19 protein-coding genes are annotated in these 22,412 nt (G+C 62.1%); 15 read left to right on the top strand and 4 right to left on the bottom strand.

Annotated elements, in window-relative coordinates; genetic code table 11:
• Positions 1-20: 20 nt before the first annotated feature.
• Positions 21-1,175: a phosphoserine transaminase gene (locus tag ACR0NJ_RS03625; protein WP_480815767.1), complete on the bottom strand. Its 1,155-nt coding sequence runs from the start codon at positions 1,173-1,175 to the stop codon at positions 21-23.
• 287 nt (positions 1,176-1,462) lie between these two features.
• Here ACR0NJ_RS03625 and ACR0NJ_RS03620 point away from each other — a divergent pair, with 287 nt between their 5' ends.
• The 8 genes from ACR0NJ_RS03620 (at position 1,463) to ACR0NJ_RS03585 (ending at position 13,113) form a co-directional block, all read left to right on the top strand.
• Positions 1,463-2,047 carry an ANTAR domain-containing response regulator gene (locus ACR0NJ_RS03620; protein WP_480815766.1) on the top strand — a complete coding sequence of 195 codons (585 nt, stop codon included), beginning with the start codon at positions 1,463-1,465 and terminating at the stop codon, positions 2,045-2,047.
• Entirely contained in the window at positions 2,044-3,216 is a 1,173-nt protein-coding gene (locus ACR0NJ_RS03615; RefSeq protein WP_480815765.1) for a CmpA/NrtA family ABC transporter substrate-binding protein, read from the top strand. Before ACR0NJ_RS03620 ends, ACR0NJ_RS03615 begins: the two co-directional genes overlap by 4 nt.
• Before the next feature lie 271 nt (positions 3,217-3,487).
• A complete protein-coding gene (locus ACR0NJ_RS03610) occupies positions 3,488-4,855 on the top strand; it encodes a CmpA/NrtA family ABC transporter substrate-binding protein (protein WP_480815764.1) in 1,368 nt (455 codons plus the stop codon).
• A gap of 92 nt (positions 4,856-4,947) precedes the next feature.
• A complete protein-coding gene (locus ACR0NJ_RS03605; protein WP_480815763.1) occupies positions 4,948-6,033 on the top strand; it encodes an ABC transporter permease in 1,086 nt (361 codons plus the stop codon).
• Between the two features lie 5 nt (positions 6,034-6,038).
• Positions 6,039-7,724: an ABC transporter ATP-binding protein gene (locus ACR0NJ_RS03600; protein WP_480815762.1), complete on the top strand. Its 1,686-nt coding sequence runs from the start codon at positions 6,039-6,041 to the stop codon at positions 7,722-7,724.
• 6 nt (positions 7,725-7,730) lie between these two features.
• Complete coding sequence (gene nirB, locus ACR0NJ_RS03595; RefSeq protein WP_480815761.1) at positions 7,731-10,163, top strand: nitrite reductase large subunit NirB; 2,433 nt, start codon at positions 7,731-7,733, stop codon at positions 10,161-10,163.
• On the top strand, positions 10,160-10,492 hold the full coding sequence (nirD, locus tag ACR0NJ_RS03590; RefSeq protein ID WP_480815760.1) for a nitrite reductase small subunit NirD: 333 nt from the start codon (positions 10,160-10,162) through the stop codon (positions 10,490-10,492). Before nirB ends, nirD begins: the two co-directional genes overlap by 4 nt.
• On the top strand, positions 10,489-13,113 hold the full coding sequence (locus ACR0NJ_RS03585) for a molybdopterin-dependent oxidoreductase (protein WP_480815759.1): 2,625 nt from the start codon (positions 10,489-10,491) through the stop codon (positions 13,111-13,113). Before nirD ends, ACR0NJ_RS03585 begins: the two co-directional genes overlap by 4 nt.
• A 1-nt stretch (position 13,114) precedes the next feature.
• Here ACR0NJ_RS03585 and ACR0NJ_RS03580 read toward each other — a convergent pair whose 3' ends face one another.
• Complete coding sequence (locus tag ACR0NJ_RS03580) at positions 13,115-14,212, bottom strand: Gfo/Idh/MocA family protein (protein WP_480815758.1); 1,098 nt, start codon at positions 14,210-14,212, stop codon at positions 13,115-13,117.
• Positions 14,213-14,224: 12 nt separating this feature from the next.
• Positions 14,225-14,935 (bottom strand): GntR family transcriptional regulator, encoded by a 711-nt coding sequence (locus tag ACR0NJ_RS03575; RefSeq protein ID WP_480815757.1) that lies wholly within the window; start codon positions 14,933-14,935, stop codon positions 14,225-14,227.
• 108 nt (positions 14,936-15,043) lie between these two features.
• Between ACR0NJ_RS03575 and ACR0NJ_RS03570 the strand changes: the two genes are divergently transcribed.
• Genes ACR0NJ_RS03570 through ACR0NJ_RS03545 form a run of 6 tightly spaced genes read left to right on the top strand, consistent with a single transcriptional unit; the run spans position 15,044 to position 20,621 of the window.
• Positions 15,044-16,198, top strand: coding sequence for an LLM class flavin-dependent oxidoreductase (locus tag ACR0NJ_RS03570; RefSeq protein ID WP_480815756.1), 1,155 nt, complete (start codon positions 15,044-15,046; stop codon positions 16,196-16,198).
• Complete coding sequence (locus tag ACR0NJ_RS03565) at positions 16,198-17,088, top strand: aldo/keto reductase (RefSeq protein ID WP_480815755.1); 891 nt, start codon at positions 16,198-16,200, stop codon at positions 17,086-17,088. Before ACR0NJ_RS03570 ends, ACR0NJ_RS03565 begins: the two co-directional genes overlap by 1 nt.
• Positions 17,088-17,603: a flavin reductase family protein gene (locus ACR0NJ_RS03560; RefSeq protein ID WP_480815754.1), complete on the top strand. Its 516-nt coding sequence runs from the start codon at positions 17,088-17,090 to the stop codon at positions 17,601-17,603. The genes ACR0NJ_RS03565 and ACR0NJ_RS03560 overlap by 1 nt, the downstream gene beginning before the upstream one ends.
• Positions 17,604-17,656: 53 nt before the next feature.
• On the top strand, positions 17,657-18,244 hold the full coding sequence (locus tag ACR0NJ_RS03555; RefSeq protein ID WP_480815753.1) for a TRAP transporter small permease: 588 nt from the start codon (positions 17,657-17,659) through the stop codon (positions 18,242-18,244).
• Positions 18,245-19,534, top strand: coding sequence for a TRAP transporter large permease (locus tag ACR0NJ_RS03550; RefSeq protein WP_480815752.1), 1,290 nt, complete (start codon positions 18,245-18,247; stop codon positions 19,532-19,534).
• 25 nt (positions 19,535-19,559) lie between these two features.
• Positions 19,560-20,621, top strand: a complete 1,062-nt coding sequence (locus ACR0NJ_RS03545) for a TRAP transporter substrate-binding protein (RefSeq protein ID WP_480815751.1) — start codon at positions 19,560-19,562, stop codon at positions 20,619-20,621.
• 30 nt (positions 20,622-20,651) lie between these two features.
• Here the strand turns inward: ACR0NJ_RS03545 and ACR0NJ_RS03540 are convergent, their stop codons facing one another.
• Positions 20,652-21,122 carry a tetratricopeptide repeat protein gene (locus ACR0NJ_RS03540; protein ID WP_480815750.1) on the bottom strand — a complete coding sequence of 157 codons (471 nt, stop codon included), beginning with the start codon at positions 21,120-21,122 and terminating at the stop codon, positions 20,652-20,654.
• Positions 21,123-21,164: 42 nt separating this feature from the next.
• On the opposite strand from ACR0NJ_RS03540, the gene ACR0NJ_RS03535 reads away from it, so the two are divergent.
• Positions 21,165-22,406, top strand: a complete 1,242-nt coding sequence (locus ACR0NJ_RS03535; protein ID WP_480815749.1) for a cytochrome-c peroxidase — start codon at positions 21,165-21,167, stop codon at positions 22,404-22,406.
• The last annotated feature ends 6 nt before the right edge of the window (positions 22,407-22,412 follow it).

The following is a 22,412-nucleotide window of genomic DNA, read 5'->3' as shown; positions in this document are numbered from 1 at the left end:
TCATGCGGCCCGTTGAAAGGTCAGGCGGCTGCCGTTTGCGCCGCGATCTCAGCCTCAAAGGCCCATGCCAGCCAAGGCAGCATCGCCTGAATGTCCGAGGTCTCGACCGTGCCACCGCACCAGATGCGCAAGCCCGCAGGCGCGTCGCGATAGGCACCGATGTCCAGCGCGATATTCTCGGTCTCAAGCCGCTTGGCGACAGCTTTGGCGAATGTTGCACCGTCCTGAATACGCGGATCGGTGAATTTCAGACACACCGAGGTGTTCGACTGCGTCGCTGCATCCTCGGCCAGATTGGCGATCCAGTCATTCTGGTCGCAGAACGCATGCACCGCACCTGCATTGGCATCCGCGCGGGCGATCAGACCTTGCAGCCCGCCCACCGAGCGGGCCCAGTCCAGCGCGAACAGGTAATCCTCGACCGCCAGCATCGACGGCGTGTTAATCGTGGCCCCAGTAAAGATGCCTTCGATCAGCTTGCCGCCTTTGGTCAGCCGGAAAATCTTAGGCAGCGGCCATGCGGGCGTGTAGCTTTCCAATCGCTCAACGGCACGGGGCGAAAGGATCAGCATCCCGTGGGCAGCTTCTCCACCCAGCACTTTCTGCCAGCTAAAGGTGGTCGCATCCAGCTTGTCCCATGGCAGGTCCATCGCAAAAGCGGCGCTTGTCGCGTCGCAAATCGTCAGACCCTGACGGTCATCCGCGATCCAGTCGCCATTCGGAACCCGCACACCCGAGGTCGTGCCGTTCCACGTAAACACCACATCATTGGCGAAATCGACCGAGGCCAGATCGACAATCTGCCCATATTCAGCTGTCTTCACCTCGGCGTCGATCTTCAACTGCTTGACTACGTCGGTCACCCAACCCGCGCCAAAGCTCTCCCACGCCAACATCTCGACCTTGCGCTCACCCAGCAGCGACCACAGCGCCATCTCAACCGCGCCGGTGTCCGAGGCGGGAACGATGCCAATCTTGTAGTCTGCCGGAATGCCCAGCACCTCACGCGTGCCTTCAATGGCTGCTTTCAGCTTGTCCTTGCCAACAGCCGCGCGGTGAGACCGACCCAGCGCGGCGTCGGCCAGTTTGGTCAGATCAAATTTGGGGGGTTTGGCGCAGGGGCCCGAGGAAAAACGCGGATTCGCCGGCCGCGTGACCGGTTGTTCGGTAGTCATGTGTATTACCCTTCCAGATACACGCCCCTCGTTGGGGAGGGGTGTCCCACCGCCACACCTAAGAACCCCGCCGCGACGCAGCAAGCAGAAAAGACGCTTGAAAGTCGGAAAACGACATCGCCCGTGGCCCCGCCCGCAGTCACAAGTTTCCGATAGGCGACAAATTTACGGGCGATTAAGACGATCCTGCGGGCATCTGACTGTTTTTTGAGCACCGCCAAGCGGGGCCGCAGCGGAATAACCCTGCAACCCTTGCGATCCTCGCGGTGCCCCGGTGAAAAGAGGCCATGCCTGACACCCTGACCATTGTCGTTGTCGAAGAAGAGCGGGATCGCGCGATTGCCATCGTGGATGCGCTGAAAGCGTCCGGGTCTTATAATGTGCATGTGATCGGCAATGCCTCGAGCCTGGCCCGCAAGATTGCGGCGCTGGTGCCGGATGTGGTGTTGATCGACATCGACAATCCAACCCGCGACATGCTTGAGGAACTGACGCTGGCCTCGGGCCCGCTAGAGCGCCCGGTGGCCATGTTCGTCTCGGGCGCGGCGGGCGATCTGGCCTCGACCGCGATTGAGGCGGGGCTGTCCGCTTACGTGGTCGACGGGATGCAGCCGGACCGCTTGAAACCGGTGTTGGATGCAGCGATCGCCCGGTTCCAGATCGTCCGGCAGATGCGCCGCGAGCTGGCTGAAACCAAGCGCGCTTTGGAAGAACGCAAAGTGATCGACCGTGCCAAGGGCCTGCTGATGAAGGCGCGCGGGGTCGAGGAGGAAGAGGCCTATGCCCTGTTGCGCAAGGCCGCGATGGATCAGGGCCGCCGCGTCGCCGATGTGGCCGAGGCGCTGGTGACGGCCTCGGGGCTGTTGTCATGAACGCGGTCACCTTGCCCGTCGCCTATGTGCCGCTGGTCGATGCCGCGCCTTTGATTGTCGCGCATGAGATGGGGCTGGCCCGTGCCGAAGGGGTCGAACTGGACCTGATCGCGGCACCCTCATGGTCATCCGTGCGCGACATGCTGGCCTTTGGTCGGGTGGATGCGGCGCATCTGCTGTCCCCGGTGCCGGTGGCGATGGCGCTTGGGTTGGGCGGGGTCACGCAGCCCTTATCTGCTGTATCCGTTCTGTCGGTAAACGGCGATGTCATCGGCATCAGCCGTGCTTTGGAAACCCGCCTGCGCGACGCAGGTTACGCGTTCGATTTCCACGATCCGTTCAAGGCCGCAGCAGCCTTGGCCTCGGTCGCGGATGGACCTTTGGTCTTTGGCGTGCCCTTCCCGTTCTCATTGCACGTGGAACTGCTGCACTGCTGGCTTGAGGCCACAGACCTGTCAAAAGTCGGCGTTGAAGTCCGCACCATTCCCCCGCCCTTGATGGCGCAGGCCTTGGCCGAGGGCGATGTGGATGCGTTCTGCGTGGGTGAGCCCTGGGGCTCGGTCGCGGTGGAATCGCAGGCGGGCGCATTGTTGTTACCCGGTCAGGCGATCTGGGCCTTTGCGCCGGAAAAGGTGCTGGCCGTTCGCACCGACTGGGCAGAGACCGAACCGCACCTGCTGGGAAAGCTGATGCGTGCCGTCTGGCGCGCCGGGCGCTGGTTGGGTCAGCCGGACAGCCACACGGCTGCCGCTGAAATCCTCGCGCGCGATGCGTATCTGAACCTGCCCTCGGAATTGATCGACCGGGCGCTGTCGGGGCGGTTCACCATCAGCGGCCATGCGGAACAGCGCGAGGTGCCGGGATTTGTCGAATTCCACGACGGGGCCGCAAACTTCCCTTGGCGCAGTCAGGCCAAGTGGATCGCGCATCGACTTGCCCACCGCTACGGTCTGGACCCGCATCTGGCACTGGCACAGGCGGGCGGTGTGTTCCGCAGCGATATCTACCGTACTCAGATGGCCGGGATCGGAGCCGACCTGCCCGGAGCCTCGGAAAAGCTGGAGGGCGCGATTCGCAGCACTACGCCTGTCGCCTCGCAGAACGGGCAGCTTTCACTGCAACGGGACGCGTTTCTGGACGGGCGCATTTTTGACCCGCAGGAGATTTGATGCCCAAGAAATAGGCATCCTGCCGGAGCGCACCGTGCGAAGGCAGCAATTTATGCCGCGTCGCAGCAAAATTCCTTGATCCGCGCCGAACCTTTTCTCACGATACCTCCATTGGCACGCAATGGCGTGTGCCTTCCGAATTCCTCCCAAAGTTTGGGAATGACCGAGCAAAGCCGCTCACACTCTGATCCCTCCTCCCGGTCAGAGCGTGCAGCGGCTTTTTTGTTTTTCACACCCGGATAGGCCGGGACCAAGAAAGGGACAAACCCAGATGACGCGATTCCTCGCAGGCCTTGTCGCCACCACCGCCCTGATCAGCCCGGCTTTGGCCGAACCGCTGGAACTGGAAAAAGACGAACTGACCTTTGGCTTTATCAAACTGACCGACATGGCCCCGCTGGCCGTGGCCTATGAGAACGGCTATTTCCTGGACGAAGGCCTGTTCGTGACGCTGGAAGCGCAGGCCAACTGGAAAGTACTGCTGGACGGCGTGATCGACGGACAACTGGACGGCGCACATATGCTGGCAGGGCAGCCTCTGGCCGCCACGATTGGATACGGCACCGAGGCGCATATCGTCACCCCCTTCTCGATGGACCTGAACGGCAACGGCATCACCGTATCGAACGAGGTCTGGGCAGAGATGAAACCGAACATCCCGGTGATGGACGATGGCCGCCCGCAGCATCCGATTTCGGCCGAGGCACTGGCCCCGGTGGTCGAGAAGTACAAATCCGAAGGCAAGCCGTTTAACATGGGCATGGTCTTCCCGGTCTCGACCCACAATTACGAACTGCGCTACTGGCTGGCCGCTGGCGGCCTGCATCCGGGCTATTACAGCCCCGACAACGTGACCGGCCAGATCGGCGCGGATGTGTTCCTGTCCGTGACGCCTCCACCGCAGATGCCTGCGACGCTGGAAGCCGGCACGATCTATGGCTATTGCGTCGGCGAGCCGTGGAACCAGCAGGCCGTGTTCAAGGGCATCGGCGTGCCGGTGATCACCGACTATGAGCTGTGGAAGAACAACCCCGAAAAGGTCTTTGGCATCACCGCCGAGTTTGCCGAGGAATACCCCAACACCGCCCGCGCCGTCACCAAGGCCCTGATCCGCGCCGCGATCTGGCTGGACGAGAATGACAATGCCAACCGCCCCGCCGCGGTCGAGATGCTGAGCCAGCCGGAATATGTTGGGGCCGATTACGACGTGATCGCGAACTCGATGACGGGCACGTTCGAATATGAAAAGGGCGACAAGCGCGAGGTACCCGATTTCAACGTGTTCTTCCGCTATAACGCGACCTACCCGTTCTATTCGGACGCCATCTGGTATCTGACCCAGATGCGCCGCTGGGGCCAGATCGCCGAGCCGCAGACCGATGCGTGGTATGATGAGGTCGCCAAGTCGGTCTATCGCCCCGACATCTATCTGGACGCCGCACAGATGCTGGTGGACGAAGGTCTGGCGAACAAGGCCGATTTCCCCTGGGACAGCGACGGCTACAAGGCCCCGACGCCCGCCGAAGATATCATCGACGGCATTCCCTATGACGCCCGCCAGCCCAACGCCTATCTGCAAAGCCTACCGATTGGCCTGAAAGGCGAGCAGGTCGTCATCGGCACCGAAGTTCAGGGCTAAACCCCTTTCTCCCGGCCCTGAGCGGCCGGGGTTTCCCACCCGACACAGAATTTCACCCCGCCCGGATCAAAGCCGGGTCAGGAGACCGCAAGATGACAGCCATCGACCACGATACGCTATCCACGGATGCTGAACGCGAGGCCCGCCGCGCCCGCCTGTTCACCCGGATCAACACCGCCGACAAATGGTTTCAGGTTCTGGGCCTGTCCTGGATCACTCCGGTTTTGAAGGCCGCTGCTGGCGATAACCCCCGCGCCCAGATGGGCGAGATTTGGCGTCTGCTGGCGGTACCGCTGCTGGCCATCTGCGCGTTCCTGCTGCTGTGGGGCACGCTTGCGCCCAAGGTGCAGACCTCGCTGGGGGCTGTCCCCGGTCCGGCTCAGGTCTGGTCCGAAGCGCTCAGCCTGCATCAAGACGCACAGGCCAAGGCCGCCAAGAAAGCCAAGTTCGAGGCGATGGTCGAAAAGCGCAACCAGAAGTTCATCGACGCGGGCCAATCTGAAAAGGTCAAAGAGGTCGCCTATACCGGCGCGCCGAGTTACTACAACCAGATCTGGACCTCGATCAAAACGGTCTTCTTCGGCTTTCTGATCGCCACCATCGTCGCCGTTCCGCTGGGCATCATGGCGGGCCTGTCGCCTACCGCAAATGCGGCACTGAACCCGCTGATCCAGATTTTCAAACCGGTCTCGCCGCTGGCGTGGCTGCCGATTGTAACCATGATCGTCTCGGCCGTTTACGTCACCAATGACGGCTGGTTCGCGAAATCCTTCCTGATTTCGGCCATCACTGTGACGCTGTGTTCCCTGTGGCCAACGCTGATCAACACCTCGCTGGGTGTGGCGTCGATCCACAAAGACTTGGTGAACGTCTCCAAAGTTCTGAAGATGAACACCTATACCAAGATCACCAAGCTGGTGCTGCCCTCGGCCCTGCCGTTGATCTTCACCGGCCTGCGTCTGAGCCTGGGTGTCGGCTGGATGGTTCTGATCGCGGCTGAGATGCTGGCGCAGAACCCCGGTCTGGGCAAGTTCGTCTGGGATGAATTTCAGAACGGCTCGTCCAGTTCGCTGGCCAAGATCATGGTGGCTGTCTTCACCATCGGCATCATCGGCTTCCTGCTGGATCGCGTGATGTACGCGCTGCAGTCGCTGTTCACCTTCTCGAACAACCGGTGACCGATATGGCTGTGATCGAGTTCAAAAATGTCAGCAAATCCTTCGGCTCCGGCACCGCCGCGACGGATGTACTGAAAGACATCAACCTCTCGGTTCAGGAAGGTGAGTTCGTGGTGCTGCTGGGCTTTTCCGGCACCGGCAAGACCACGCTGATCAACCTGATGGCGGGGATCGAGTTTCCCTCCAAAGGCAGTGTCACATTCCGCGACAACCCCATTACCGGCCCCGCGCCGGAACGGGGGGTGATCTTCCAGAACTACTCGCTGATGCCGTGGCTGACGGTGACGGGCAATGTGCAGCTCGCCGTGGATGCGGTCTTTCCTAAGATGCCGAAGGCCGAGAAAGAGGAAAAGGTTGCCCATTACATCCGCATGGTCGGCCTGAGCCACGCCGCCACCCGCCGCCCTGCCGAATTGTCGGGCGGAATGCGGCAACGGGTGAACGTGGCCCGTGCGCTGGCGATGGACCCCGAGGTTCTGCTGCTGGACGAGCCGCTGTCGGCGCTGGACGCGCTGACCCGTGGCAATCTGGCGGAAGAGATCGAAAAGATCTGGGAGGCCGACCGCAAGACCTGTGTCCTGATCACCAATGACGTAGACGAAGCGATCCTGCTGGCCGATCGTATCATCCCGCTGAACCCCGATGGCACGCTGGGGACCGAGTTCAAAGTCTCGATCCCCCGCCCCCGCGACCGGTCCACCATGAACCATGACGAGACGTTCAAGGCCTTGCGCGGTGAGGTCACAAAATACCTGATGGATGTCGGCATCGAGGCCAAGGTCGAAGGCACCCGCATCCTGCCCGACGTGACACCGATCCATGGTGTTCCGGCTGCGGTGAAACAGGCCCAGACAGGTCTGATCGAAGAGCGCTATCTGGATTTCAGCCAGCTGCACAAGGTCTACCCAACACCCAAAGGCCCGCTGACCGTGGTCGAGGATTTCAACCTGAAACTCAACCGGGGCGAGTTCATCTCGCTGATCGGCCACTCGGGCTGTGGCAAATCCACGGTGCTGACCATGGCGGCTGGACTGAACGAAATCTCCAAAGGCGCGATCAAGCTGGATGGCCGCCATGTGGAAGGCGCGGACCCCGAGCGCGCTGTGGTGTTCCAGTCGCCCTCGCTGTTCCCATGGCTGACCGCGAAAGAGAATGTCTCGGTCGGCGTCGACCGCGTGTATCCGCGCGCCAGTCAGGCCGAACGGCAGGATGTCGTGGAGTACTATCTGGAACGGGTCGGTCTGGCCGACGCGATGGACAAATCCGCCGCTGATATGTCGAACGGCATGCGTCAACGGGTTGGCATCGCGCGCGCCTTTGCGCTGTCTCCAAAACTATTGCTGCTGGATGAACCCTTCGGGATGCTCGACAGCCTCACGCGTTGGGAGCTGCAGGAAGTTCTGATGGAGGTCTGGTCCCGCACCAAGGTCACCACCATCTGCGTCACCCACGATGTGGACGAGGCGATCTTGCTGGCCGACCGCGTGGTGATGATGACCAACGGCCCGCAGGCCACAATCGGCAAGATCACCAATGTCGACCTGCCGCGCCCGCGCACCCGCAAGGCCCTGCTGGCCCATCCCGATTACTACGAATACCGGCAAGAGGTTTTGGATTTTCTCGAGGAATACGAGCATGGCGCAAAACCCAAGCCCAAAACCCCTTCCCCCAAAGCCATTGCTGCGGAGTGACCTGATATGAAACAGAGACTTGTGGTCATCGGAGCCGGTATGGCCTCGGGCCGGGTGCTGGAACACCTGACCGACGCCGCCCCCGATGCGTTCGACATCACCCTGTTCAACGCCGAGCCACGCGGGAATTACAACCGCATCATGCTGAGCCCGGTTCTGGCCGGGGATCAAACCTATGACGAGATCATCACCCATGACGACGCCTGGTATGCGGAACGCGGGGTCACCTGCCGGTTTGGCGAGAAGGTGGTCAAGATCGATCGCGAGTTGAAAGTGGTCGAGGGCGAAAACGGTCATGTGCCTTATGACAAGCTGATCTTCGGCACCGGATCGACCCCGTTCATGATCCCGATGCCGGGCCATGATCTGGACGGCGTCATCGCCTATCGCGATCTGGAAGACACCGAACAGATGATGGGCATGAGCGCAGGCAACAAAGTGGTCGTGATCGGCGGCGGCTTGCTGGGGCTCGAGGCCGCTGCAGGTATGGCCGCGCGCGGGGCCGATGTGACCGTGGTGCATATCATGGGGCACCTGATGGAGCGTCAGCTGGACCCGGCGGCAGGCTATCTGCTGAAGAAATCGCTGGAAGAAAAAGGCATCACTGTCCTGCTGAATGCCAAATCGACCGAGATCGCGGGCAAGGATGGCAAGGCCCGCGCACTGCTGCTGGACGACGGCACCGAACTGCCCTGCGACCTGCTGGTCATGGCGGTGGGCATCCGCCCCAATACCGCGCTGGCGCAGGACACGGGCCTTGCCGTCGGGCGCGGTATCCATGTGGACGATCAGATGATCACCTCGGACGCCGATATCTATGCCGTCGGCGAATGTGTCGAACATCACGGAGAGGTCTTCGGCCTTGTCGCGCCGCTTTATGATCAGGCCAAGGTGCTGGCACAAACCCTGCTGGGCGAAGAAGCGGCATTCAAACAGCGCTCCTTGTCGACCAAGCTGAAGGTCACTGGCTGCGACCTGTTCAGCGCCGGGGACTTTGCCGAGGGCGAGACGCGCGAGGACATCGTGTTCCGCGACCCGGCCCGGGGCGTCTACAAACGGCTGGTGCTGGAGGGCGACAAGCTGGTCGGCGCGGTCATGTATGGCGACACCTCCGACAGCAATTGGTTCTTCGGTCTGATCCGTGATGGCGAGGATGTGTCGGAGATGCGCGAGACGCTGATCTTCGGCCCGGCCTATCAGGGGGGCGGCTCTGCGGACCCTCTCTCAGCCGTTGCAGCATTGCCGCCTGAGGCGGAAATCTGCGGCTGCAACGGCGTGTGCAAATCCGACATCACCGCAGCCATTTCAGATGGCGCGACCGATCTGGGTGCGATCAGGGCGACCACCAAGGCCAGCGCCTCTTGCGGGACATGCACCGGACTGGTCGAACAACTGTTGCAGGTCACGCTGGGCGACGATTTCCAGATGCCCACCGCGCAACCGATCTGCGGCTGCTGCGACCTGACTCACGAAGACGTCCGCCGCCTGATCAAATCGCAGGAACTGAAAAGTCAGGAAGCCGTCTGGCAGGAACTGGGCTGGAAAACCCGCAACGGCTGCCATGTCTGCCGCCCGGCGGTGAACTTCTACTTGCTGGCCGACTGGCCGGTCGAATATCAGGACGATCCACAAAGCCGGTTCGTCAACGAACGCAAACATGCCAACATCCAAAAGGACGGTACGTTCAGCGTGGTGCCCCGCATGTGGGGTGGCATCACCAACCCGACCGAGCTGCGCGCTATTGCCAATGCGGCCGAGAAATACGATGTGCCAACCGTCAAGGTCACCGGCGGTCAGCGCATCGACCTGCTGGGCGTCAAGGGGGCGGACCTGCCCTACATTTGGTCCGATCTGAACAAGGCCGGTCTGGTCTCGGGTCATGCCTATTCCAAGGGTCTGCGCACGGTAAAAACCTGTGTCGGTACCGATCACTGCCGGTTCGGCACGCAGGACAGCACCGGGCTGGGTGTGAAGCTTGAGAAAATCCTTTGGGGCTCGTGGACCCCGCACAAGCTGAAGCTGGCAGTCTCAGGCTGCCCGCGCAACTGCGCCGAGGCGACCTGCAAGGATATCGGTGTGGTCTGCGTGGACTCGGGCTTCCAGATCAGCATCGGCGGAGCGGCGGGCATGGACGTCAAGGAAACCGAACTGCTGGTGCAGGTGCCCACCGAGGACGAGGCGATCGAGGTCGTCATGGCCGTCACCCAGGCCTATCGCGAGGGCGGCAAGTATCTGGATCGTCTGTACAAATGGATGGCGAAGGTCGGGCTCGACTGGATCAGGGAAACCGTGGTGGATGACCTCGACAACCGTCGTGCGCTGGTTGAGCGTTTCGAGCTGAGCCAGTCCATCTACCGCAAAGACCCATGGGCCGAGCAGGCCAAAGAGGCCCCGCGCTTTGCGCCGCTGGCCGATCTGACACTGGAGGCCGCAGAATGAGCTGGATCGACATCGGACATATCGACGACATCCCCCTGCGCGGCGCGCGGGTGGTGAAAACGCCAGTCGGCTGCATCGCCCTCTTCCGCACTGGCGCAAATGAGGTCTTTGCCGCCTCGGACACCTGCCCGCATAAGGGCGGGCCGCTTTCCGAAGGCATCGTGCATGGCCAATCCGTCACCTGCCCGCTGCACAATTGGGTGTTCGATCTGAACTCAGGTCAGGCGCAGGGCGCGGATGAGGGCCAGATCGCCACCTATCCAGTGCAGTTGGACGGAGACCGCATCCTGCTGGACAGTACCGCGCTGGCGCGAAGGAGCGCGGCGTGAAGGACCTGAGCGCCTGCGCTACGCGCTCGACCTGTCCCTATTGCGGGGTGGGTTGCGGTGTTCTGCTGCAACCGGATGGCGCGGGTGGCCTGACCGTCACCGGCGACCCGGATCACCCGGCCAATCAAGGACGGCTCTGTTCCAAAGGCTCGGCTTTGGCCGAAACGGTGGGTGTGTCGCAACGGCTGCTGTCGCCGGTTGTGTCGGGCGCTGAGACTGGTTGGGATGAGGCCCTGCAACTGGTTTCCGACCGGTTCAAGCAGACCATCGCCGAGCACGGGCCGGATTCCGTTGCCTTCTATGTCTCGGGCCAATTGCTGACCGAGGATTACTATGTCGCCAACAAGCTGATGAAAGGCTTCATCGGCTCGGCCAATATCGACACCAACTCTCGGCTCTGCATGGCCTCGACCGTCGCAGGCCACAAGCGCGCCTTTGGCTCCGACACCGTCCCCGGCACCTATGAGGATCTGGATCAGGCCGATCTGGTCGTGCTGGTCGGCTCCAACCTGGCCTGGTGTCACCCGGTTCTGTACCAACGCCTGATGGCCGCCCGGCAGGCGCGTGGAACAAAAATCGTGGTAATCGACCCGCGCCGCACGGCATCCTGCGACAGCGCCGATTTGCACCTGCCGCTGGCGGCGGGCAGCGATGTGGCGCTATTCAATCACCTGCTAACCCAGATTGAAGCGCGCGGGCTGGTGGATACGGATTTCCTGACCCATACCAACGGCTTTGCCGAAACCCTCGCCAGTGCTCAGGCTGACGACGTTTCGGTCACTGGACTGAACCCGGACGATATCGCCCGGTTCTGCGAAATATGGACCGGCACCGAGAAGGTCGTGACCATCTTCAGTCAAGGCGTGAACCAGTCGACTGCGGGCAGCGATAAGGTCAACGCAATCCTCAACTGCCATCTGATCACGGGTCGGATCGGCAAACCGGGCTGCGGACCTCTGTCCGTGACCGGTCAGCCCAACGCCATGGGCGGGCGTGAGGTTGGCGGGCTGGCCAATATGCTCGCCTGTCATCTGGAGATCGAAAACGCCGACCACCGTGCCGCCGTGCGCGATTTCTGGTCAGCCCCCGCGATGCCCGAGGCCCCCGGCCTCAAAGCGGGTGATATGTTCCGCGCTGTCGGAGACGGGCGGATCAAGGCGCTGTGGGTGATCCACACCAACCCGGCGGTCTCGATGCCCGAGGCTGACGCTGTGCGCGACGCCATCGCCGCCTGCCCGTTCACCGTTGTCTCGGACATCACCGCCCGCACCGATACGGCGCGGCTGGCCGATGTGCTGCTGCCCGCCGCCGGGTGGGCCGAGAAAGACGGCACCGTCACTAATTCCGACCGCACGATCAGCCGCCAGCGCGCGGTTCTGCCCGCACCTGGACAGGCTCGTCCAGACTGGGAGATTCTGGCCGAGGTCGGGCGGCGGATGGGTTGGACATCCACGTTCGACTATCAAACGCCCGGAGAGATTTTCCGCGAATACGCCGCCCTGTCCGGCGTGGCCGCAAAGTTCGGGCGGGATTTCGATATCTCGGGGCTCGCTGATCTGGATGCCGCCGGTTACGCAAACCTGAAACCCACTCGCTGGCCCGTTACCGCAACCCGGCAGGGCGAGCGTTTCTTTGAAGACGGTCAATTCTATCACCCGGATGGCAAGGCGCGTCTTCTGCCGGTCACATGGCGCGCACCTGCGGCGCAGCCCGGACCGCGCTATCCGCTCTGGCTGAACACAGGGCGGCTGCGCGATCAGTGGCACACGATGACCCGCACAGGGCTCTCTGCCCGCCTGTCCGCCCACCTGCCCGAGCCGTTTCTGGACATTCACCCCGAGGACGCACGCGCCGCCAAAATCAGCCCCGCCGATCTGGTCAAAGTCTGCAGCCCGCACGGCACATCCATCCTGCGCGCGCGGATCACGCGGGATGTCACCAAAGGTCAGGTCTTTGCCCCGATCCACTGGACCGCAGAAACCGCCCCCTCTGCGCGCATCGATGCCGTTGTTGCCGCCGCGACGGACCCGATCTCGGGCCAACCGGAAAGCAAGGCCTCGGTGGTCAACGTGGCGCGCTTCGACGCCGAATGGTACGGGTTCGCGGTGTCGGATCGCGAGATGACGCCCGCATGCGACTACTGGGCTCAGGTGCCGACCAAATCTGGCTATCGGGCAGAGTTGGCCGGGCTGGTCGCCGTCAGCGACTGGCAGGCGGTGGCGCGGGATCTGTTTGGACTGCCGGATGCTGAAATCAGCGCCGTCGAGGACCCGGCGCGCGGAATGGCCCGGCTGGCCTTTCACGAAAACGGACGGATGGTCGCCGCCCTGTTCGTCTCGCCCGAGCCGGTGGCGGTGATGCGCGACTATCTGGCGACGCTGCCGCAAGGCCCCGACCTGCTGTCCGGCCGCGCGCCCGCAGATCGGCCCGATCCCGGCCCGGTCCTATGTTCCTGTTTCGATGTGGGTGTGAACACCATCCTGACAGCAGTTGAAACCGGCGGTCTGATCACCGTCGAGGCCATCGGCGAGGCACTGCAGGCCGGAACCAATTGCGGATCGTGCCGCCCGGAACTGGCGGCGCTACTGGCATCGGCGCATCAGAAAGAGGCCGCCGAGTAACCTAGTCCGAGAACCGAACCGCTTCGCCGGTCTCCAACGCCTCTTGTGCGGCCAGCCCCATGCGCACGGCCCATATGCCGTCGTGCAATGTGACCTCGGGCGCGGGTTTTTCGCCCCGCAAGACCCCCAGAAACCCCTGATGCTGATAATAGGTCGAGCCGTTGTGATCCCCCGCCGCCAGCAGTTGCGGATCGACGGGGATATCCTTTGACACCGGCCCCTTGGGATCGCGTGGACTGACGATCAGTTGCGGCACCGGCGCGTCGCCCAGATGATCCGGCCAGAAGCGGGTCGGGCCAGGCACCAGCGCTTCGATTTTGGCGCTCGGACCGATGGCCGAGATTTCCTCCTGATAGCGCGATCCTTCCGCGAACATGCACAGCTCCAGCATCGCCCGCGCGCCAGAGGCGAAATCGACCATGACATAACCATGGTCGAGAATGTCGGGCACCTGACCGCCATACGCCTCGTCCAGATGATTGACCGCCTGCCCGCCGCTGGCGGTCACACGCACCGGGTCCGATTGCAGGATCAGGCGCATGAGGTCGAAGAAATGGCAGCACTTCTCGACGAAGGTCCCGCCAGTGTTACGGTTGAACCGGTTCCAGTTGCCGACTTTTTGCAGAAACGGAAAGCGGTGTTCGCGGATCGACAGCATCTTCACCCCGCCGGTCACCTGCGCCTGATCAATCAGGGCCGCGATGGGCGGCATATAGCGATATTCCATCGCCACCCAGATCGGATGTGGGTAGTTGCGCTGAATGGCATCCAGCCGCGCCGCATCCGCAGGATCAGTGAACAACGGCTTCTCCACCAGCAAGGGCAATGGGCGCGTGCGGGCGATCTGGTCGATCTGATCCACATGCAGGTGGTTGGGGCTGGCGATGACGATACAATCCAGATCCTCGACGGCCAGCAGGTCTGTGAGCGACGAGACAATCCGCGCCCCTGGCGCGATGGACTGCCCGATCTGCGCCATACCCGGGTCGGGCTCAAATATCGTCGAGACACGCGTGCCCTCGAGCAAGGCGATATTGTGCAGATGCTCCTGCCCCATCATGCCGCAACCGATCAGCCCGTAATGGATGGTCCGGGTCATGCGCGTTTCCTTTTACTTCAAACGTTGGACATAGGTGGCCCGATCCGGATCGAACCATGTTTTGGAGAACTCGACCGGCGCTGGCCCTTCGGACCAACTGAACCGCTCGATATACCCGGCCGGTTGCCCGGCGGGTCTGGTGAATCCGGGCGGCGTCCAGCCGGGCAAAGCGCGGACCGACACCCGGTCCTCGGCCCGTGTGATCCAGAAGCCAAGCTGCTGCTGGTAATAGCGGTAGAGCGAATCCGACAGCAGCGCCTGATCGATCTTTCCGGCGGAAGCATCCAGCCAGATTTCCTCGACCGCGATGATTGTGTCATTCAGATAGCGCATCCGCCGCACCCGCGAGCCCTTGGTTGAAGTGCCGAATTCCGGCAGGTCGGCGGGCTTTTCCAGATGATCCACCGACAGGATATCGGCGCGCGGCAGGCCGCCGCCTTCGGGCAGTTCCAGCCGGAACATCGCGTAGACGCTGTTCTGCGTCCCGGTTTCGCGAATGTAGTTCCCCGAGCCCTGAATCCGCTCCAACATCCCCTTTTTCTCAAGCTCGGCCAGCGATTTTCGCAAGGTCCCAACCGAGACATTCAGGTTCGCCGCCATGTCCCGTTCCGGCGGCAAACGCTCTCCGTCGATCAGCCGACCGGCGGCGATATCACGGATCAGAAGCTCGGCGATCTGGACATAGATCGGCAGGGCGTTGGGGTTGCGGTGCGTCGTTGCCATCGGGAATGCGCTTCACTGAGTCGCAGGAAAAATTGATACACTATTGATCTACATCAAAGTGATTGCTACGCAAGAGGAAAGTCAAAAGATGCACGGAGAACGAATCAAATGACCATCGTCCCCATCACATCCCCCGATCTGGATGCGGCCGAAGTGTCATGGTTCGCGGCGCTGTGCTCGGACGATTATCAGTTTCTGGGCGTGCCGGATGGCGATCTGCGATCAAGCTGGGATCATTGTTCCGGCATCGTGAAAGAGGCCGAGGCGCAGGGGTTCCGCAACATCCTGTGCCCATCCTCGTATCAGGTCGGGCAGGACACGCTCAGCTTTGTTGCCGGCTGCGCGCCGATCACCGATCGCATCAACCTGCTGGCCGCCGTGCGCTGTGGCGAGATGCAGCCGATCATGCTGGCCCGTACCATCGCGACGCTGGATCACATGCTGAAGGGGCGGCTGACGGTCAACATCATCTCGTCCGACTTCCCCGGCGAGAAAGCAGACAGCGCGTTCCGCTATCAGCGCTCGCGCGAGGTGGTGGAGATTCTGAAACAGGCCTGGACCCAGGACGAGATCAATCATTTTGGCGAGGTCTATACCTTCTCGGGCCTGACCGCTGACCCGGCAAAGCCGTATCAGACCGGCGGGCCGCTGCTCTATTTCGGCGGCTATTCTCCCTCGGCGCTGGAACTGTGCGGCGAACATTGCGATGTCTACCTGATGTGGCCTGAAACCAAGGACCAGTTGGCCGGACGGATGAAAGCGGTTCACGCGGTCGCCGAGAATTACAACCGCACGCTGGATTATGGCCTGCGCGTCCACATGATCGTGCGCGATACCGAGGCTGAGGCGCAGGAATACGCGGATTACATCGTCTCGAAACTGGATGACGAGTACGGCCGCGCGATCCGCGAGCGGGCGCTGGATGCGACCTCGCTGGGTGTGGCGCATCAGGCCGAAAACCGCGATCTGGCGGATGAATATGGCTATGTCGAACCGGGTCTCTGGACCGGTGTGGGCCGCGCGCGTTCGGGCTGCGGAGCGGCTCTGGTGGGATCGACCGATCAGGTCATGTCCAAGATCGAGGAATACCAGAAGATGGGCATCCGCGCCTTCATCTTCTCGGGTTATCCGCACATGGACGAGGCCAAGCACTTTGGCGCACGCGTCCTGCCCAATCTGAAAACCTGCTCGCTGCCCGAAGAATACGGGCGCGTGCCAAAGACGACCCCGGCCACCCCGCTGGGCAACGGAGAGCGCCGCTGATGCAACGCGTGAAACTGAACGACACGCTGGAGATGAGCCGTCTGGTCTATGGCATGTGGCGGCTGGGCGATGACAGCGACACCTCGGCGGGCCATGTCGAGGCCAAGATACAGGCCTGTCTGGATCAGGGCATCACCACGTTCGATCAGGCCGATATCTACGGCGATTACGGGGCTGAGGCGGTTCTGGGCAATGCCCTGCGCACCAATCCCGGTCTGCGCGCGAAGATGGAGATCGTCACCAAATGTGACATCGTCGCGCCCTGTGGCCGCTATTCGGACGTGAAGGTCAAATATTACGACACCTCGCGCGCGCATATTCTGCATTCGATCGAGACATCCCTGACCGAGATGGCCATCGACCATATCGACCTGCTGCTGATCCACCGACCCGATCCGTTCATGGATCATCATGAAACCGGCGCGGCGCTGGACGAGGCCGTGGCCAGCGGCAAGGTCCGCGCGGTCGGCGTGTCAAACTTCCGCCCGTGGGACTGGACCCTGCTGCAATCGGCGATGAAAACCCCGCTGGTGACAAACCAGATCGAGATTTCGCTGGCCGAGATCACCCCTTTCAGCAATGGCGATCTGGCCTTTCACCAGCAGCACGGGCATTCGGTTATGGCGTGGTCACCGCTGGGTGGCGGCGCGCTGATGGCGGGCAACCCGCTGGTCGGCGTCGTGGCGGATGAGATCGCGGCCGAGTTCGGCGTGGATCGCGCCGCTGTCGCTGTGGCCTTTCTGTTGGCGCATCCGGCGGGGATCCTGCCGGTCCTGGGCACCAACAATCTGGACCGGATCAGGGGCATCTCGGACGCTTTGAAGGTCAACCTGGATCGCGAAAGCTGGTTCCGCCTGTACGAGGCGGCGCTGGGGCATGAGGTACCATGATGAACGCAATCTCAAAGGACATGAGCCACACTTTCGTCCCTCATAAGGACGACACCCGCACCCTGCGCGACGCTTTCGGGCGGTTCGCCACCGGTGTCACCATCGTCACCTGCAACAGCGAAGATGGCCCCGTCTGCATCACCGCCAACAGCTTTTCATCCCTGTCGCTGGACCCGGCCCTGATCATGTGGGCGGGCGACCGCAACTCGCGACGTTTCCCCTATTTCCACAAGGCGCGTCATTTCAGCGTGCACGTGTTATCGTCGGAACAGGCCGAACTGTGCTTTGGCTGCTCGAAAGACGCGTTTGCGCTGCGGGACATTGCACATGACCACTGCCAGAACGGAACCCCGCTGCTGCCGGATTGTCTGGCACGGTTCGAATGCGAGCAGCACGCCTATCACGATGCAGGCGATCACGTGATCGTGGTGGGCAAAGTGCTCAAGGTCAGCATGGCGGACGGAGACGCGCTGACCTTTTACGCCGGAAAACTCGGCCAATTCGCGCAACACTAAGCGCGATATGACGACCGCGGGCCAAACCTGCGGCTGAACAAGGGAGGATCCGCATGAGCGGACTGGCATCGGCGCTTGCGCCGATTGCATTCGTGAACGAAACCGTGCTGCGTTTTGGCCGCGCGGTTGGAGTCGTTGCGATTGCATTGATGGTGATCGCAATCCTGATTCAGGTGTTCTTCCGATACGTTCTGGGTAACGCCCTGCCCTGGCCGGATGAGGCCGCGCGGTTCTGCATGCTCTGGATGACCGGCCTGATGGCCCCCACAGCCTTCCGGCGTGGCGGGTTCGTCGCCATCGACATGGTGCCCATGATGCTGCCGCGTGTGGTTGGTCAATTGCTGATGCTGTTCCTGCTGTTCGTCTCGCTGGCGGTGCTGCTGGTTGCAGTCAATATCGGCTGGTCCGAGGTCACGGGCTTTGGCGGTCGCTTCGCCACCGCTGCGCTGTATCTCCCCACCTCTTTCGGTTTCGACGAATGGTACCGCGTCCCGCGCAGTTGGATGATGGCGTCCCTGCTGGTCGGAGTGATCCTGCTGATCTCGGTGAATATCGAGCTGATCCTGCGCGCCATCGTCACCCTGATGGGCGGCGGCGATCTGCTGCCTGAAATTGCCGATGCACCGGTGGGGGCTGAATAGATGCTGATCTGGTTCCTGCCCACCTTCCTTGTCTTCCTGATGATCGGCCTGCCGGTCTTTTTCGCGCTGCTGGCCGCGCCCGGCATCCTGCTATGGCTGAACGGCCAGACCAACGACATCACGCTGCTCTATCGCAATGTCTATAACGGCATGGACAGCTTTCCGCTGATGGCGATCCCCTTTTTCATGCTGGCCGGAGAGTTGATGAACCGCGGCGGCATCACCATCCGTCTGGTCGAATTCTCTCAGGCCCTGATGGGCCATTTCCGGGGCGGTCTGGCGCATGTGAACGTGCTGAGTTCCATCCTGTTCGCCGGTCTGTCCGGCTCAGCCGTCGCCGATACCTCGGCGCTAGGATCGATGCTGATCCCGGCGATGGAGAAACAGGGCTACACCCGCAAATTCGCCGCAGCGATCACAGCAGCCAGTTCGGTGATCGGGCCGATCATTCCGCCCTCGGGCATCATGATCATCTACGCCTATGTCATGGGCGAAAGCGTTGCTGCCCTGTTCCTTGCAGGCATCGTGCCGGGCGTGATGGTGGGCGTTGGTCTGATGCTGATGATCAAGTTTATGGCCGACAAATACGACTTCCCCGTCGCCAGCCGCAAATACACCTGGGGCGAGCGCGGTCAGGCCAGCCTGAAAGCCTTCTTTCCCCTGCTGACCCCGGTGATCATTCTGGGCGGTATCCTGGGCGGCATCTTCACCCCCACCGAGGCCGCCGCCGTGGCCGTGGGCTATGCTTTCATAATCGGCTTCTTCGTCCTGCGCACCCTGACCCTGAAAGAGGTGCCGGAGATCCTCAGCAATGCGGGCCTGACCTCAGCCGTGGTTCTGCTGCTGGTCGGTGCGGCGATGGCGTTCAAGACCGTGGTCAGCCTCAGCCACGCGCCGGAACAACTGGCCTCGCTGATCCTCAGCCTGTCAGAAAACCCGCTGATCCTGCTGTTCCTGATCAACCTGCTTCTGTTCATCGTCGGCATGTTTCTGGATGCAGGCCCCGCGATCATCATCCTCGGCCCGATCCTTGGCCCCATCTTCACCAGCCTCGGCGTGGACCCGATCCATTTCGCCATTATCATGAGCGTCAACCTGACCGTCGGTCTGGCCACCCCGCCCATGGGGCTGGTCCTGTTCGTGGCGGCCGCCGTGTCGCGCGAGAAGGTCGAAACCATTGCCAAGGCGATCCTGCCGTTTCTGGCGGTCGAAATTCTGGTGATCTTCCTGATCACCTATATCCCCGCACTATCCATGACGATCCCGAGGATAACGGGATTTGCAAACTGAACTGAGTATCACAGGGAGGAAACGCATGCTCAGAGATTTCATCAAAACCGCAGCGGTGGCCACATCGCTGGTGGCCGCGTCTGCCATGGCCGCCACAGCCGCAGACTACACGTTGCGCGCCACCGCCAACTCGAACGAAAACGACGAAGACTATGACGGACTGGTCGTCTTCAAGAACTATGTTGAGGCCGCATCGAACGGCGCCATCGAGGTGGAACTGTTCATCGGCACCCAGCTGTGTTCGAACGGCGCGGAATGCCTTCAAGGCGTAGCCGATGGCACGATCGACATCTATATCTCAACCTCGGGCGGGGCCTCGGGCATCTTCCCTTATGTGCAGGTGCTGGACTTGCCTTACCTGATGGCGGACGACCGGATTGCCGAGCATGTTCTGTCCGGTGATTTCACCCGCAAGATGCGCGACATGGCGCTGGAGGATTCCGGTGGCGCGATCCGTCTGATGACCATCGGCAACACCGGCGGCTGGCGCAACTTCGCCAACACGCAGCGCCGGGTGGCCGAGCCTGCGGATATGGAAGGCTTGAAAATCCGCACCGTCGTCGCCGACCTGCCGCAGGAACTGGTCAAGGCGCTGGGTGCCTCGCCGACCCCGATCCCGTGGCCGGAACTGTTCACCAGCTTCCAGACCGGAGTTGTTGAAGGCTCGAAGAACGGCATCACCGACATCATGGGTATGAAATTCCCCGATGCAGGTCTGCAATATGTCACTCTGGATGGTCACGCCTATATGGGCGCGCTGTGGTGGATGAATAACGCCAAGTTCCAGGAGATGCCCGAGGATCTGCGCCGCGTGGTGGTCGACGGGTTCTATGCGCTGCAGCAGGCCACCTTTGCCTCGCCCAAGCGCAAGTCGATCCAGGCCTATGAGGATTTCGTTGCCGGTGGCGGTGACCTCTACGTGCCGACTCCCGATCAGAAAGCCGCGTTCAAAGAGGCCGCAACCCCGGTCTATGACTGGTTCCAGTCCAACGTGGCGCGCGGGGACGAAGTGTTTACCGCCCTGACCGAGGCTGTTGCGGCGGCAGAGGCCGACGTGAACGCGTCGCGCGATGCGGACCTGAACTAAGCGAACAGGGCCGGGCGTCGCGTCCGGCCCTTACCGAAACGGGTACATCCACCCTTTGTAGTCGTTGACCAGAACATGCGCCCTTTCGATCTGCTCCGGCGTCATTTTCTTGACCACTTCCTCAAGGCTGATCGCCGCGTCGGGATCGCCGCCAATCGCGCTGAGCGTGTACCACATATAGGCGCGCACCAAATCGGGCGCGGGCATGCCCAGCCCCAGTTCATAATACCAGCCCACACCCGACTGCGCGCCGGGATGCCCCTTCAGCGAGGCGCGCAGGTACCATTCGAACGCACGTTCATAGTCCTGCTCGACCCCGAGGCCCAACCCGTACATCACGCCGATCAACTCCTCAGCCTCGGCATTGCCCGACCGTGCCGCTGGCAGCAGTTCCTCGCGCGCGGCTTCAAATTCTCCGGCCTCCATCAGGTCGCGGGCCTGTTCCAACTCGGCCAGCGCCGGGGTCGCAATCAGGCAAAGGGCAAATACAAGCTGGCGCATGGGGTTTTCTTCCTCTTGGCCGGGGCAGCGGCGTCGCAAGAGTTGCCGCGACCACTGACCGATGATGACTTTATCCCCTTTGATAGGGAACAGGCCGCCATCGGTCATCAACTGTTTTATGACCCTATCCTGTCAGGCAATCAGAACATCGCCTGCGCCCACTGCCACCACCCGGAATTCGGCACGTCCGATGGGTTGTCGCTGGGCATCGGCGAGGGCGGTCAGGGTCTGGGGCCGGATCGCACGCCCGGCGTTGGTGCCCATAAAATCCGCAAACGCATCCCGCGGAATTCGCCAGGTCTGTGGAACCTTGGCGCGCGCGACCTTCATACCCTTTTCCACGATGGCCGCCTGAGTGTCTCGGACGTTTACGGAAACGGGTTCAACTCTCCGGCGCAGGAATGGCTGCCCGAGGGGCTGAATTCCCTGCTGGCGGCACAGGCGTTGTTCCCTCTGACATCGCAATTCGAGATGGCCGGAAATGTCGGCGAAAATCAGGTGACCGGCGCCGTGGCTGACCGGATCGATCTGGGCTGGCCCATCCTCGCCAAGCGCGTCCGCACCGATCCGCGCTACGGCCGCGCGATGGTTGACGCCTTCGAGGGGGTTGAGGCGACCGAGGACATCACAATCACCCAGATCGCCAACGCTCTGGCTGCCTTCATGGCGATCGAGTGGCGCAGCACCGACAGCCCGTTTGATCGCTACCTTGCGGGCGATCCCAAGGCGCTGACGCCGGCCCAGAAAGACGGCATGAACCTGTTCTATGGCAAGGCCAACTGCGCCGCGTGTCACTCCGGCCCGCTGATGTCGGATCAGCAGTTCCACGCTCTGGCCCTGCCCCCGTTCGGCCCCGGTCGCACCCGCCAATGGGACCCTTATGTGCGCGACGTGGGCCGCATGGGCGAAAGCAACCGGTTAGAGGACGCCTATCGCTTCCGCACCCCGATGCTGCGCAACGTGGCTCTGACCGCGCCTTATGGCCATAACGGGGCCTTCCCCGATCTGAACGCGATGATCCGCCATCACCTGAACCCAGAACGCAGCCTGTCGCGCTGGACCCGCGACATGGCGGCGCTGCCCAATGTGCCATGGCTGCAAAAGGCGGATTTCGTGGTATGGGACGACCGGTTGGAAATGGAGCGTCAGAGGCGCAGGATCGACATTGCGCCGATGGAACTGTCAGATGCGGAAATCGACGCGCTTGTTGCGTTTATGAACGCCCTAACGGGCACCAGCGTAGAAACGCCGCCCTTCGGCGTGCCCGAAGGGTTCGAACCTTAAGAAAAA

Source organism: Ruegeria sp. F11, from assembly GCF_056533855.1.
This window is presented reverse-complemented; position numbering and strand designations above follow the sequence as displayed.